Below are 13,953 nucleotides of genomic sequence, written 5' to 3'. Positions count from 1 at the left end.
GCCCACGGCAAACGCCATCACTTTCCAAGGAGAAACCGTCATGACCCGTCTGCATACCCCCGCGATCGACCAGGCCACCGGCGAAGCCGCCGCACTGTTCGCCACCGTCAAGAGCAAGGTCGGCAAGGTGCCGAACCTCTATGCCACCCTCGGCGGCAACTCGCCGGACGTGCTGGCCCATGTATTGAACACCGGCGCCACCCTGGGTCGCAGCACGCTCTCGCGACTGGAGCAGGAGGCGATCAACCTGGCGGTGAGCGAAGCCACTGGCTGTGACTACTGTGTCGCGGCCCATACCATGACCGGCAAGCTGGCCGGCTACAGCGCCGAGCAGACCCGCGAGCTGCGTGCCGGCGGCTTCGCTGGCGACGCCCGCATCGATGCGCTGGTGAAGTTCGCACTGGGCTTGGTGCAGCAGCGCGGCACGCTGGACGCGACCGCGGTGGACGCACTGAAGGCGGTCGGCTTCAACGATCGACAGCTGGTGGAGATTCCGCTGGCGGTCAGCGCGATCCTGTTCACCAACATGGTCAATCGCATCAACGACACCACGCTGGACTTCCCCAAGGTCGCCTGAGGCATCTGCCGCACGCGAAGAGCCCGGGCATCATGCGATGCCCGGGCTCCTTCTTTTTTGACGAACCCGCCTACAGCTGGCTCATGCCGCCGTCGACGATGATCTCGCTGCCGACGATGAAGGCCGACTCCGGCGAGGCCAGGTGCAGCACGGTGGAGGCGATCTCCTCCGGCGTACCGAAGCGGCCCAGCGGCACCTGCGCCAGGATCTGCGCGGCGGTGGCCTCCAGGGTTTCCTTGTCCATGCCCAGCTTGCCGTACAGGGGGGTGGCCACCGGCCCCGGGCTGATCACGTTGACCCGCACGCCACGCGGCAGCAGCTCGGCCGACAGCGTCTTGGCCAGGCTGATCAGCGCGGCCTTGCTGGCGGCATAGACCGACGAGGCCGGCATGCCGATGTGCGCATTGATCGAGCCGTTGATGACCACCGAGGCGCCGGCGTTGAACAGCGGCAGCAGCGCCTGCAGCTGGAAGTAGGCACCCTTCACGTTGGTATCGAAGCTCTGGTCCCACAGCGCCTCGTCGACGTCGGCGAAGGCGGCGAACCTGGCGCTGCCGGCGTTGATGAACACCGCATCGAGCTTGATCGACTGCGCGGCCAGGTCGCTGGCCAGCTGGCGGGCCTGGGCCACCGAGCCGGCATCGTTGCGAAGAGCAACGGCGTTCGGGCCCAGCTCGGACAGCGCGCTGGACAGCGCGGTGGCGTCGCGGCCGGTGATCACCACTCGGGCGCCTTCGGCGGCGAAGGCCTTGGCCGCAGCCAGGCCGATGCCGCTGCTGCCGCCGGTGACGAGGATGGAATTGTTGGCGAAACGGTTCATGTCGGTCTCCTTGGATGGATGACGTTCGGGGTTGGGTTTGAACGTGAACACATGCTGCGCCTCGCCCGGTGCTTTGCCGTACCATCGGATCGACGAACTCGTTCGAAGAGATTGCATATGTTGACCGAGGACGAACTGGCCCTGCTGGAGGCCATCCGCGAGACCGGCAGCCTGTCCCGCGCCGCGATGCGGCTGGGCCGCGCCCCTTCCACCGTGTCGCACGCCGCGCGCCAACTGGAGGCGCGTTTCGACGCCCTGCTGTTCGATCGCCGCCGCTACCGCCTGCAGCTCACCCCGGCCGGCCACCTGCTGGCACAGGAAGCGGCCCGGCTGATGCACGACGTGTCGCGCCTGACCCGGCGGGTGAAGCAGGTCGCCGGCGGCTGGGAGGACCGGCTGCACCTGGTTACCGACGAGATCCTCGAGTTCGAGACGCTGCTGCCGGTGATCCACGCCTTCGACAGGCTGGAATCCGGCGTCAGCCTGCGCATCACCGGCGAGGTGCTGGGCGGCACCTGGGAAGCGTTGCGCGAAGGACGCGCCGACCTGGTGATCGGTGCCACCAACGAGCCGCCGGCGATCCCGCAGTTGCGCTGGTTCGAGCTGGGCCACATGGAGTGGGTGTTCGCGGTCTCGCCGCGGCATCCGTTGGCCAGGGCGAAGGAGCCGCTGACCCAGCCGGTGGTGAGCGAGCACCGCTCGGTGGTGGTGGCGGACTCCTCGCGCGGCAACGCCCGCGGCTACGGCGTGATCGGCGGCCAGGCGACGCTGGCGGTACCGACCATGCGCGCGAAGATCCTCGCCCAGCGCGACGGGCTCGGCGTCGGCTGGCTGCCACGCCACCGCGTCTCCGTCCTGCTCGACAGCGGCGCGCTGGTGGAAAAGGCGATGGCCGATCCGCGCGAGCCGAACGTGCTGTTCGCCGCCTGGCGCGGCGACCACGAGGGGCGCGCGCTGGCCTGGTGGCTGGAACAGATCCGCCAGCCGCGGCTGGCGAGGCGGCTGATCGACGGCGTGCCGATCGCTTCCTGAAGCGCCGGCACGACCGTCGGCTGCGCGGTCAGAAGGCCGAACGCACTACCCCGCCGTCCACGCGCACCGCTGCACCCGTGGTCGCCGAGGCTTGTTCCGAGGCGAGGTACACCGACAGGTTGGCCACCTCGTCGACCGACGCCAGCCGCTTGATCAGCGAACTCGGTCGATGCGTGGCGATGAACTCCTGCTCCACCTGCGCCTGCGGCACGCCGCGCTCGGCAGCGATCTTGCCGAAGAACTCGCCCACACCCTCGGACAGGGTCGGGCCCGGAAGGATCGCGTTCACCGTGACGCCGGTGCCGGCCAGGGTCTCGGCCAGTCCGCGCGACACCGCCAGCTGCGCGGTCTTGCTCATGCCGTAATGGACCATCTCGGCAGGAATCTGCACGCCCGACTCGCTCGACACGAACTGGATGCGGCCCCAGCCACGCTGTGCCATGCCCTGCGCGTAGTGGCGCGACAGGCGCACGCCACTCATCACGTTGACCTCGAAGAAGCGCTGCCAGTCCTCGTCCGGAATGTCGAAGAACGCCTTCGGCTCGAAGATGCCGAGGTTGTTCACCAGGATGTCCGCCTCGGGCATCACGGCGATCAGGTGGGCCGCGCCTTCGGTGGTACCGAGGTCGGCGGCGACGCCGCTGAGCTTGGCGTCCGGCTGCGTCGCGCGGATGGCGGAGAGCGCCTCGTCGACACGTGCCTGCGTGCGGCCGGTGATGACGACGTGGGCGCCGGTGCCGGCCAGGCCCTTGGCGATAGCCAGGCCGATGCCGGCGGTGGAGCCGGTGACGATGGCCGTACGGGAGGACAGATCGATGTGCATGAGGGAGCTCCGGTCGGGGAGGAGAAGCAGGTGCGGGTCAGCCGGTCATCGCGGTCGCCGGGATCACGGGCGGAAAACGTCGACGTGGGTGCCCTGCCGGCGCTTTCAAGCGAGTGGCGGCGCATCCGTCCGTTGCTCTATGCTCGCGCCCCGGCGTCGCAAGCCGCCTCCGGGTCCGCGGAAAGGGTTCAACCCACTTGTCGCACGCTTGCCACCATCAACCTTTGTGCAGCCGGGATTGCGGACCTTCGGCGCTGATTGCATGGAGGTTGTCATGAACGAGCTTCCCGCCCGTCCACACCTGGACCACCTGAAGAAGCAGGCCAAGGCCCTGCTCGACGGCACCCGCCGCCGCGATCCCGCCGCGCTCGAACGCGTCCGCCTCGCGCTGCCCGCCGCCGCCAGTCACGACCACGCTGCGATCGCCGCGATGGACCTGCGCCTGCACGACATGCAGTCCTGCGTGGCACGCGAATACGGCTTCGAGTCGTGGACGCAGCTGAAGGATTACGTCGCCCTGCAGGCCGTTTCGGCCGACACCGCCGTGCGTCGAGAGCAGTGGCAACGCTGGACCTTCGGTCACGGTTACCAGCCGGCGAAGCCTCGCTTGGCCGAACGTCTGTTGCGCGAGCATCCGCGGCTGCTGGATGACGATCCGGTGCTGGCCTGCGCGATCGGCGACGTCGCCGTGGTGCAGGCGGCGATCGCCGCCGATGCGGCGTGGGCCAACAGCGCGCGGGCCGGCAACGGTATGACGCCGCTGGTCTGCGCCACTTTCTCGGCGCTGGTCACCCTGCCCGGGCGGGCCGCCGGCATCCGTACCTGCGTCGACCTCCTGCTCGATGCCGGCGCCGACCCGGACGTGCGCTGGCACGACCCGCAACTGCCCGACGATCTGCTCAGCGCGCTGTACGGCGCCGCCGGCCGAAACCATGACGTGGCCATCACCACGCGCCTGCTGCAGGCGGGTGCCGATCCCAACGACAACGAGTCGCTGTACCACGCCGCCGAAGTGGCCGACCCCACCCTGGTGCGCCTGCTGCTGGAGGCCGGTGCCCGCGTCACCGGCTGCAATGCGCTGTTCCGCGCGCTCGATGGCGAACGGCCCGAGACCGTGCGCCTGATGCTCGCCCACGGCGGCGATGCCAACGAGCCCGGGCCTAACGGTTGTCCGTTGCTGCACGCGATCCGACGCCGCCGCTCGCCCGAGGTGATCGGCATCCTGCTCGATGCCGGTGCCGACCCTTCCGTGCGCAATGCCCACGGCGTCAGCGCGCTGCGCCTCGCCCGCTGCCTGGGACTCGACGACGTGGCCGAACGGCTGCTGCAGGCCGGGGCCGCACCGGAGGCCCCGAGCCCATCCGACGCGCTGCTCGCCGCCTGCGCCCGGGCCGACCGCGCCACCGTCCGGCGCCTGCTGGATAACGAGCCCGGAATGATCGACCAGCTGCACCCGATGGAGCTGCGCCTGCTGCCGGAACTGGCGGCCAGCGGCCAGGACGAGGCGGTCCGCGTCATGGTGGAAGCAGGCTGGCCGATCGCCACCCGCGGCGGCGACATCGACGGCAGCGCGCTGAACTGGGCGGTGTTCCGCGGCAACGCCCCGCTGGCCGACTTCCTGCTCGCGCATGGCGCGCACTACGACGAGCGCCACGGCTACAACGACAACGTCTACGGCACGCTCAGCTTCGCCTCGCAGGCACAGACCACGCCCGGCGGCGACTGGCTGGGCTGCGCCCAGGCGCTGATCGACGCCGGCTCGCCGCTGCCCGAAACGCAATACGCCTTCCCGGAAGACATCGAGACATATTTCCGCGAACTGCGTCGGCCCAGCCACTGAGCGGCTCTCCCTGAAACAAAAGGCCCGGCGAACTTGCCGGGCCTTCTTTACCGAGAACCGGTACCGCCCTACCCAGGCAGTCGCAACGGGGCTTGCTGCACCGGCGCGATCGTTGGCTGCGCAATCTGCAGAGCGGCCGTCGAGTGCTCGAGACCGAGCTGCTCCCAGGTGCGGCTGCTCTGCGCGACCGTAGTCCGCACCGCTTCGCCAGTGTCGACCTGGGCAATCCGCTTGAGCGGCGAGCGCACGTCACCCTGCACCGCGAAAGCACGCGACGCGTCCTCGCTGAGCTCCACATGGTGGATCGCGCTCATGCCATCGCGGCACGCCGCGACGCAGAGCGCTGCGGCCAGATTGTCGCTGCGCTGATCGGGCTCGCGGCCGTGTCGCGCGTCCAATGCCAGGACGGCCGTGTAGGCCTGCTCATAGAGCGCATGCCCCGGATGCGCCACGTCCTTAAGACCGGGCGCCAGGACCGGTTCGATGGGCGCGGGCGGCGTGTAAACGTGGGTCTGGATCGTATGATCGAGATGCGCCTGGGAGGGAGGCTGCGTACTCTTGTCGGCATAGGGCATGGGCCGGGTATCCGGTCCGAGATCGATGCCGTTCTCCGCCATGATCCGCGGATCCAGGTGCAGCTGCGCAAGGTTCAGACTCATCTCGTGGGCTGGCGCCGTGTGTCCCGCCGCCTGCGGATTGTAGTGACGCTCGTAGGTCGCGGCGACGCCGACGGCATAGGCACCGTAGTAGTTGGCGTAGTCGGAATTGCCGTTATGCCCCAGGCCGCCGGAACGGTCGAAATAGTTCCGCCCCATGCCCTCGATGTTGTGCGCGGTCGCCGGCATGGTGAGATCGGCGTTGACCGTGAGATTCGGCTTCATCGCGTAAGTCGGTGGAAAGTGGGAGCGGTCCACGTCGATGAAGTCGTCCATGCGCCCCGGGTTGCGGGCATAGACGTCAGCCAGCGTCGGCGCCGGTCGCTTATGGTCGGCGGCCTCCTGACGGGCAGCGCTGACGATAGCGTTCCAACCGGAAATCTCGGCGCCTGCTTCGTCGCACCGATTGGCCGCGATCAGCCTGCCGATCGGTGCCGTGTAATCGTGATCGTGGCCCGGCGACTGCGCGACGACGGCCAGCTCGTGCGTGAAGGTGGTCTGTGCCTGTGCCGTGGCGGCTGCGTTGAAACCGTGCTGCAGCTCGTGTCCCAGCACGAACGTGGGTTCGCCGCGGTCGAAATGGCCACCGGCCGGAGCGGAAAGCATCCCCAACGGCAGACGCATCTCGTGCGCATCGCGGTTGTACTCCCCGCCCGCATGAGGATTGTTCAGCGGAACGATGCGCTGCAGGTGGCCCTGTGCCACGGCATCGTTCACTTCCCGGGTCAGGGCGGGCGATGCGACGATGGTCGCCTGAAGGTTGGCCAACTGCTCTGCGGTGACGCCGGACTGATTCCCGAAGGCATCGACCACGGCCTGGGCCTGGGCACTCAACGGCATGATCGGTCTCCTTACCGAATCAGGACCTTGTCTACGCAGATCGGGCCGGTCGGCGCGCCACGATCAGAGCGGGGCGTCCGCGGATAGACCTCCACCCGCATGCCTGGCCGCTCGAAGTAGTCGAACAGCCAGCGGCTGTGCTCTCCGTGCGACGCATGACGGGTGAACCCCATACCCAGCAGGGCGTCCGCGAAGTGCGCGAAGTCCGGCTCACAGGCCCCCTCCGGCGAAGCACTCTTCCCCGGGATGGGAGAGAAGCTGAGGTTCACCTGCGGTCCGGCGCCCCCTGCATCCTTTCGTTCGACACTGAACGCCCAGTTGCCAGGCAACGCCTGGCCGTAGCCATAGTGGTCGGGAGACACCGACTGAATATCCACCCCCATGGCTTCGTGCATGGATTCCGGTGTGATGTCCTGCAACGTCCGCGTGGCGCGGATCAAGTCCAGGAAGCGTTCCATGGCCTGCTGCGCGCTGAGTTGCACGCGAGTGGGATCGGACGTGGCCGGCGTGGTCATCGGATGTGTCTCCATGGCGTGTTCCGGATGCGGCTTTGGCGCTGCCGGCAACCCGCGGCAAGCGCCCAGCATGGTCAGGATCATGACGAGGGGAATAACGCCCGCACAGGCAGGTATTCCTTTGGAACGGACGGGCCTGGAAGCTGAAAGGCACCGCGAAGCAGGCATGTCGATCTCCCTTCAACGAAGGCGACCGCGGGAGGGCCGCCACAACTGCCTTGTTCGACGCCGGACGCAAACCCGGACACCGGCAATGCACCACAAGCTTCCTGTGTGGACGACGAGCGACAAGCATATCCCTGTCGGGAAGCCATCCGCGATCGGCGTGCATCCAATTTTGTGAGAGCCATCGCCGATCGGGAAGCCTGCCTGACTACCCGCAAGCGGGTCGGGCGATATGCAACGCCGACACACTCCGCATTCGGTAGTCGGAGGCGACGCCGGGTCTGCATGGAGCCTGTCTGCGTAGACGGAAGACTCATCAAAGATGCGGTGCCCCACCGCAGCCACCCCGTCATGCAGCGACTCAGCCTAGCCGATCCCGCGCCGCGTCGATCAGCGCACGCAGCTTGGGCGCTTCCGATGCGCGCTGCGGGAAGTACAGGAATAACCCCGGCTCCTCGATCGCTGTCTTCGGCAGCACCGGCACCAGCCGACCGTCGCGCAGGTGGTCGGCGACCAGCGGTTCGAACAGGTAGGCGATACCCACGCCGGCCAGCGCCAGATCGACGGCGAACAGCGAATCGGACACGCGCGCCGTGCCGCGCACCGCCACCGTCACGTCCTTGCCGCGCTCGCGCAGCTCCCAGGCATAGGTGCCGCCGGTGCTGGCCTGGCGGTAGTTGATGCAGTTGTGCGCCTGCAGATCGGCCACGCGTGCCGGCGTGCCGCGCGACGCGAGATAGGCCGGCGCCGCCACCATGACCGCCTTCACCGGCGGGGTGAGCCGCACCGCCACCATGTCCTCGGCCACCATCTCGCCCAGTCGCACGCCGGCGTCGTAGCCCTGCGCGACGATGTCGGTGAGCGCGTCGTCGCAGGTCACGTCGACGACCAGGTCCGGGTGGCGCGTGGCCAGCGTCGCCACCAGCTCGGTCAGCGCCATCGGCAACGCCACGCGCGGCGCGTTGATGCGCAACGTGCCACTGACCACGCCCTTGAGCGCACGCGTCGCCTCGCTGGCTTCGGCCAGTTGCCGCAGCGCCGGCAAGGCGCGGGCAAAGAAATCCTCGCCCGCTTCGGTGAGTGCCACGCTGCGCGTGGTGCGGGCGAACAGCGGCGACTTCAGCCGGTCCTCGACCAGCCGCACGGCGTGACTCATCGCCGACGGGCTCATGCCGAGCTCTGCCGCGGCCGCGGCGAAGCTGCGCCGCCGAGCCACGGCGGCGACCACCGGAAGATGGGTCAGGACATCGCGATCCATTGCTGCACGATATCGAATAACCCATGCGGAAAAAACCGGATTATCAAACAGTTCCCCGGCGCGCATCGTGTCTCCCGAAGGCACCACCCCGGCGCCGCATCAGGAGCATCCCCATGGCAACGTCCCAGGTCTGGTTCATCACCGGCGCATCCAGCGGCTTCGGCGAGGCCTTCGCCCGGTACGCGCTGACACAGGGTCACCGCGTGGTCGCCACCGCGCGCGACACCGGCAAGATCGCCGCCCTCGCGGCGCTGGCACCCGAACGCGCGCTGGTGCAGCCGCTCGACGTCACCCGCGACGGCGACGCCGAAGCCGCCGTAGCCGCGGCGGTCGCGCGCTTCGGCCGCATCGACGTGCTGGTCAACAACGCCGGCTACGGCATCGTCGGTGCGGTGGAGGAAACGCCGGTCGCCGAACTGCGAGCGCAGATGGAGACCCATTTCTTCGGCGCCGCCGCAGTGATCCGTGCCGCCCTGCCGCAGCTGCGCAGCCAGCGCGCGGGAGCCATCGTCAATATCTCGAGCATGGGCGGGCAGCTGTCCTTCGCCGGGTTCGGCGCCTATTCGGCGAGCAAGTTCGCGCTGGAAGGTCTGTCCGAGGCACTGGCCGCCGAGGTCGCACCATTCGGCATCAAGGTACTGATCGTCGAGCCCGGCGCGTTCCGCACCAACCTCGCCGGTGCATCGATGAAGCACATGCCCGAGCTGGATGCCTACCGCGACACCGTCGGCGCCACCCGCACGTTCGCCCACGCCATGCATGCCACCCAGGCCGGCGACCCGGCGAAGGCTGCCGCTGCGGTCGACCGGGCCCTGCGTGCCGCACAGACGCCGCTTCGCCTGCAGCTGGGCCAGGATGCGCTGGACGCGGTGCGCGGCCACGCCGAGCAGCTGTTGTGCGATCTGGCGGCATGGACACCGGTCGGCGCGGCGACGGCGTTCGACGAAGCCGCCGCCTGAACCGGATGCTTCACGGGAGGCGCATCGCCTCCCATGAGTCATGACCTGTGCCACATCCGCCCGCCGATCGCGCCCATCTACCCTCAGCGGCGCCCGGAACGACCTTTCCGCTCGAGGGATCACGCCATGGCCGACCCGCAACGCGCTCCGCTGCACGATCCGCCGCTGAGCCCGCGACTCAAGCTGGCCGGCCTGTGGGCCTCGCTGATGTTCTGCTACGTCTACGGCGACTACTTCGGCCTGTACGTGCCGGGCAAGCTCGGCGGGATGCTGGCCGGGCGGATGGCACCGCTCGGCGCGGTCACGCAAGGCGTGCTGCTGGGCACCTCGACGATGATGGCGATCCCGGCGCTGATGGTCTGCGCCGTCCTGCTGCTGCCTGCCGCCCTGGCTCGCTGGTCCAGCGTGCTGCTCGGACTGGCCTATACCGCGATCATGCTGATGACGATGGCGGGCGCCTGGCAGTTCTATATCTTCCTTGGCGTGATCGAGGTGCTGCTCTCGCTGGGGATCGTATGGGCTGCGTGGCGCTGGCCTCGGCGCGGCCCCGCGACGCCCTGATCGCAACGTCTCGCATCCGCACCGGGAGCCCTCGCATGGCCATGGACGACAACGACCGGTCCACCCGCCGGCTCGCCCGCGCAGCGGGTGCGGCCTACCTGGTCAACGTGATCGCCGGCATCTTCAGCCTGATGGTCGTGCCGTCGATCACCGGCGGCCACGGCGATCCAGCAGCCACCGTGCAGAACATCCTGGCGCACGAATCGCTGTACCGCGCCGGCATCGCCGCCGGCCTGTTCTGCTACGTCGAGTTCCTGCTGCTGCCGCTGCTGCTGTACCGGCTGCTCGGCGCGGTGAACCGCAACGCCGCCGCGCTGATGGTGGTACTGGCGCTGGTGAGCGTGCCGCTGTCGATCGCCTCGCTGACGCACAAGCTCGACGTGCTTGCCCTGCTCGGCCATGCGGCCTGGCTGCACGCGTTCGATGCCGGGCAGTTGCAGTCGCAGGTGATGCTGCAGTTGTCGGGCTATGCCAGCGCTGTGCTGGTCGCGCAGGTCTTCTGGGGCCTTTGGCTGATCCCGTTCGGCTGGCTGGTAGTGCGCTCCGGGCAACTGCCCCGGTTGCTCGGCTACCTGCTGATGCTGGGCGGCCTGTCCTACGTCGCGGACTTCGCCGGGCAGGTGCTCGTCGCCGGCTACAACGACATGGACTTCGTCGGCTATGTCACGCTGCTGGCCGCGCTGGGCGAAATCGGCACCTGCCTGTGGTTGCTGGTGATGGGTGCGAAGGCGCCACGCCCATCGGCCTGACGACACGTCTTCCCGGAAAAAGCCACCACCCGGTCCGGCCGGCTCCACGGAACCGGCGCATGCTGCGCCTTTCCTTCCTGTCCGGTGCCCCCTGATGAAGCTGCCACGCCTGGCCCTGTTCGCCCTCTTTGCCCTGTGGGGCATGGCCGTCCACGCCACCGTCTGGCAACCGGGACACGGACTGAAGCAGCAACCGGTCTGGCCCGGCCCGCCACCGGGGGCGCAGGCGCTGCCCGGGCCCGAGTCGGTAACCCAGGTGACCAGCGAGCTGGTGGCCGGCAAGCCGTGGCAAGCGATCCACAACGTGTCCCGACCGACCTACACCGTGTACCCGCCGAAGGGGAAGAACACTGGCGCCGCCGTGGTGGTGTTCCCAGGCGGCGGCTTCGAGATCCTGGCGATCGACCTGGAAGGCTCCGAGGTCTGCGACTGGCTCACCTCGCGCGGCATCACCTGCGTGCTGTTGAAGTACCGCGTGCCGGGCCTTCCGTACGACTGGCACTGCGACTGTCGTGCGCACAACTTCGCGATACCGACACCAGCCCTGCAGGACGCGCAGCGCACGATCCGCCTGGTGCGCCAGCACGCGTCGGCCTGGCACATCGATACGCACCGGATCGGCGTGCTCGGCTTCTCCGCCGGCGGCTACCTGGTGGCGCAGGCAAGCACGAACTACGACCTGCCCGTGTACAAGCCGCTCGACGCCGCCGACACGTTGAGCGCCCGCCCGGACTTCGCCATCGCGGTCTACCCCGGACACCTCGCCGCACCGGACGGCTTCAACCGCAACGTGCCCGTTAACAGGCGCACGCCACCGACCTTCATCGTGATGGCCGAGGACGATCACGTCGACGGCGTGGAGCAGGCGCAGGCCTACTACAACGCGCTGAAGGAAGCCGACGTGCCGGTGGAGATGCACCTGTACGCCCACGGCGGCCACGCCTTCGGCCTGCGCCCGACCAGGCTGCCGATCACCCACTGGCCAGCGTTGGTGGAGACGTGGCTGGTGACCGAGGGCGTGCTGTCGCCCTGATCACCTGCCGCCATCCGATACCCGAACCCGCCACGACCGAGGTCGACAGGATGAAAACCCCGACGCTGCTGCTGTCCGCCCTGCTCGCCCTCGTCGGCGCCACCCTCCATGCGACCACCTGGCAGCCAGGCCCCGGACTGGAACAAGTACCGATCTGGCCGGGCGAAGTGCCCGATGCCCTGCCCCACCCGCCGCCCGAATCGGTCGGCTCCGACTGGCCGAAGGTCAGCCACGTCAGCGTACCGACGATGACGCGCTATCCGCCAAAAGCGCACAACACCGGCGCGGCGGTCGTGGTGTTTCCCGGCGGCGGCTACCAGATCCTGGCGATGGACCTTGAAGGCACCGAGATCTGCGACTGGCTCACCTCGAGGGGCATCACCTGCGTGTTGCTGAAGTACCGCGTGCCGAATTCCGGCCCCACCTGGGTCGACAACCACCGCTACTACCCCAAGGTGCAGACCGCGCTGCAGGATGCGCAGCGCACCCTCGGACTGGTCCGCGAACATGCGGCCGAGTGGGGTGTCGACCCGCACAAGGTCGGCGTGATCGGCTTCTCCGCCGGCGGCCACCTGGTCGCCGCGGTCAGCACCCACTTCCAGCACCGCACCTACACGCCGGTGGACGCTGCCGACCGGCTTTCCAGCCGCCCCGACTTCGCCCTGGCGATCTACCCCGGCCACCTGTGGGCTCACGAGGACGAGGACCGCGCCACCCGCAACGGGAACGATCTCAGCCTGCGTCCGGACATCCACCCCACCGCAGACACCCCGCCGACCTTCCTCGTGATGGCGGAGGACGACCACGTCGACGGCGTGGAACAGGCACTGGCCTACTACGTCGCCCTTCACGAGGCCGGCGTGCCGACGGAGATGCACCTGTACGCGCAAGGCGGCCACGGCTTCGGCCTGCGCAAACCCAACCTGCCGGTCGGGCGGTGGCCGGAGCTGGCGGAGCGGTGGCTGCACGCGATCGGGGTGCTTCCGCACTGAAGACGGCGCCGGGTGAAGCTACGCCGTGGAGCCGCCCGGACCGGATTCGTCAGGGCTGCTCCGGCACCCGCACATAGATGGACTCGAGGCGGTCCGACTCGTCGTAGAGGCGCAGCGTGTCGTGCTTCAGCCCGAGGACGCGGAACCGTAGCGTGCCAACTCCATCATCCGGTGATTCGACGATCAGCCTGCAGTCGACCAACTTCCAGCTCGCGCCCGTGATGTCGGGCCGCTGATGCAGCCATGAATCGAGCACGCGCCTGCCCGCCTCGACCTGCAGGGAAAACTCTTCGAAGAAGCCTGCGTTGCCACGCTGGTGCCACGCACCTATCAGCGCCTGTTCCGCAGCGGGGTAAGCCTCCGCTGCATGCGCCGGGCCAAGCACCGCCGACAACATCAGGATGGCAACGATCGGTTTCATGGCTCGCCTCACCTCGGTTGGGCCGCGCAGCGGCTCCGTCGGGGCGGAAACGCAGTGCCTCAGCTCCACCACTCGCACAAAGAATAGCCGGGGCCAGCGGCGATCGACCCGGTCGGATCATCGCTACCGGAACGACCGCCCCGCCGGAAGAGTAGGCTAGGACGTTGCCGCGACCGGCGGCGACCGCCATCCATCCTGTCGACAAGGAGGAGCCTGCCATGCAACCGCAGGACAAGGAACGCGCCATCGCGCTGCTCAACCGCATCCTCGAACTCGAACTGGCCGGCGTGGTGCGCTACACGCACTACGCACTGATGATCTACGGCTACAACCGCATCCCGATCGTCAGCTGGCTGTCCGGCCAGGCCGACGAGAGCCTGCTGCATGCGCGGCGTGCCGGCGAGCTGATCACCCAGTTCGGCGGCCATCCGTCGCTCGGCATCGGCCCGCTGCTGGAGACCCACCAGCACGACATCGGGCCGATCCTGCGCGAATCGCTGGAGCACGAGAAGCTGGCGCTGGCGGCCTACTACGAGCTGCTGGATCTGGTGGCGGGCAAGTCGGTGATGCTGGAGGAATACGCGCGCGAACTGATCGCTGCCGAGGAACTGCACGCCGGCGAGGTCAACAAGATGCTGCGCAAGCCCGGCGATATCGCCGAGTTCACCGGCTGACGGTCGCTTCGCCGTCGCGTCCGCGGCGACGGCAATCG

15 protein-coding genes are annotated in these 13,953 nt (G+C 68.6%); 9 read left to right on the top strand and 6 right to left on the bottom strand.

Annotation, left to right across the window (positions count from 1 at the left end):
• The first annotated feature begins 40 nt into the window (after positions 1–40).
• Entirely contained in the window at positions 41–577 is a 537-nt protein-coding gene (locus ATSB10_RS00170) for a carboxymuconolactone decarboxylase family protein (RefSeq protein WP_063669881.1), read from the top strand.
• Between the two features lie 70 nt (positions 578–647).
• Here the strand turns inward: ATSB10_RS00170 and ATSB10_RS00165 are convergent, their stop codons facing one another.
• Positions 648–1,397, bottom strand: coding sequence for an SDR family oxidoreductase (locus ATSB10_RS00165; protein ID WP_063669880.1), 750 nt, complete (start codon positions 1,395–1,397; stop codon positions 648–650).
• 117 nt (positions 1,398–1,514) lie between these two features.
• On the opposite strand from ATSB10_RS00165, the gene ATSB10_RS00160 reads away from it, so the two are divergent.
• A complete protein-coding gene (locus ATSB10_RS00160) occupies positions 1,515–2,429 on the top strand; it encodes a LysR family transcriptional regulator (RefSeq protein ID WP_063669879.1) in 915 nt (304 codons plus the stop codon).
• A gap of 28 nt (positions 2,430–2,457) precedes the next feature.
• On the opposite strand, the gene ATSB10_RS00155 is transcribed toward ATSB10_RS00160, so the two are convergent.
• Complete coding sequence (locus tag ATSB10_RS00155) at positions 2,458–3,252, bottom strand: SDR family NAD(P)-dependent oxidoreductase (protein ID WP_063669878.1); 795 nt, start codon at positions 3,250–3,252, stop codon at positions 2,458–2,460.
• A 274-nt stretch (positions 3,253–3,526) separates the two neighbouring features.
• Between ATSB10_RS00155 and ATSB10_RS00150 the strand changes: the two genes are divergently transcribed.
• A complete protein-coding gene (locus tag ATSB10_RS00150) occupies positions 3,527–5,092 on the top strand; it encodes an ankyrin repeat domain-containing protein (RefSeq protein ID WP_063669877.1) in 1,566 nt (521 codons plus the stop codon).
• A gap of 68 nt (positions 5,093–5,160) precedes the next feature.
• On the opposite strand, the gene ATSB10_RS00145 is transcribed toward ATSB10_RS00150, so the two are convergent.
• From ATSB10_RS00145 to ATSB10_RS00135, 3 genes are all read right to left on the bottom strand, one after another.
• A complete protein-coding gene (locus tag ATSB10_RS00145; protein WP_063669876.1) occupies positions 5,161–6,588 on the bottom strand; it encodes an XVIPCD domain-containing protein in 1,428 nt (475 codons plus the stop codon).
• Positions 6,589–6,599: 11 nt separating this feature from the next.
• Positions 6,600–7,103 carry a hypothetical protein gene (locus tag ATSB10_RS00140; RefSeq protein WP_157468944.1) on the bottom strand — a complete coding sequence of 168 codons (504 nt, stop codon included), beginning with the start codon at positions 7,101–7,103 and terminating at the stop codon, positions 6,600–6,602.
• A gap of 526 nt (positions 7,104–7,629) precedes the next feature.
• Positions 7,630–8,526, bottom strand: a complete 897-nt coding sequence (locus ATSB10_RS00135) for a LysR family transcriptional regulator (protein ID WP_063669874.1) — start codon at positions 8,524–8,526, stop codon at positions 7,630–7,632.
• Positions 8,527–8,639: 113 nt separating this feature from the next.
• Between ATSB10_RS00135 and ATSB10_RS00130 the strand changes: the two genes are divergently transcribed.
• The 5 genes from ATSB10_RS00130 (at position 8,640) to ATSB10_RS00110 (ending at position 12,820) form a co-directional block, all read left to right on the top strand.
• Positions 8,640–9,485 (top strand): oxidoreductase, encoded by an 846-nt coding sequence (locus ATSB10_RS00130; RefSeq protein WP_063669873.1) that lies wholly within the window; start codon positions 8,640–8,642, stop codon positions 9,483–9,485.
• Positions 9,486–9,611: 126 nt separating this feature from the next.
• Entirely contained in the window at positions 9,612–10,046 is a 435-nt protein-coding gene (locus ATSB10_RS00125) for a DUF6326 family protein (RefSeq protein ID WP_063669872.1), read from the top strand.
• Positions 10,047–10,081: 35 nt separating this feature from the next.
• Complete coding sequence (locus ATSB10_RS00120; protein WP_063674243.1) at positions 10,082–10,795, top strand: DUF4386 domain-containing protein; 714 nt, start codon at positions 10,082–10,084, stop codon at positions 10,793–10,795.
• Between the two features lie 94 nt (positions 10,796–10,889).
• A complete protein-coding gene (locus tag ATSB10_RS00115; protein ID WP_063669871.1) occupies positions 10,890–11,828 on the top strand; it encodes an alpha/beta hydrolase in 939 nt (312 codons plus the stop codon).
• Positions 11,829–11,878: 50 nt separating this feature from the next.
• Positions 11,879–12,820, top strand: coding sequence for an alpha/beta hydrolase (locus ATSB10_RS00110; RefSeq protein WP_157468942.1), 942 nt, complete (start codon positions 11,879–11,881; stop codon positions 12,818–12,820).
• 49 nt (positions 12,821–12,869) lie between these two features.
• Here the strand turns inward: ATSB10_RS00110 and ATSB10_RS00105 are convergent, their stop codons facing one another.
• Positions 12,870–13,241: a hypothetical protein gene (locus ATSB10_RS00105; RefSeq protein WP_063669870.1), complete on the bottom strand. Its 372-nt coding sequence runs from the start codon at positions 13,239–13,241 to the stop codon at positions 12,870–12,872.
• Positions 13,242–13,459: 218 nt separating this feature from the next.
• Between ATSB10_RS00105 and ATSB10_RS00100 the strand changes: the two genes are divergently transcribed.
• Entirely contained in the window at positions 13,460–13,915 is a 456-nt protein-coding gene (locus tag ATSB10_RS00100; RefSeq protein ID WP_063669869.1) for a ferritin-like domain-containing protein, read from the top strand.
• The last annotated feature ends 38 nt before the right edge of the window (positions 13,916–13,953 follow it).

The organism is Dyella thiooxydans, from assembly GCF_001641285.1.
Classification (GTDB): domain Bacteria; phylum Pseudomonadota; class Gammaproteobacteria; order Xanthomonadales; family Rhodanobacteraceae; genus Dyella_A; species Dyella_A thiooxydans.
Note: the sequence above shows the minus strand (reverse complement) of the source record. Positions and strands in the feature narration are given on the sequence as shown.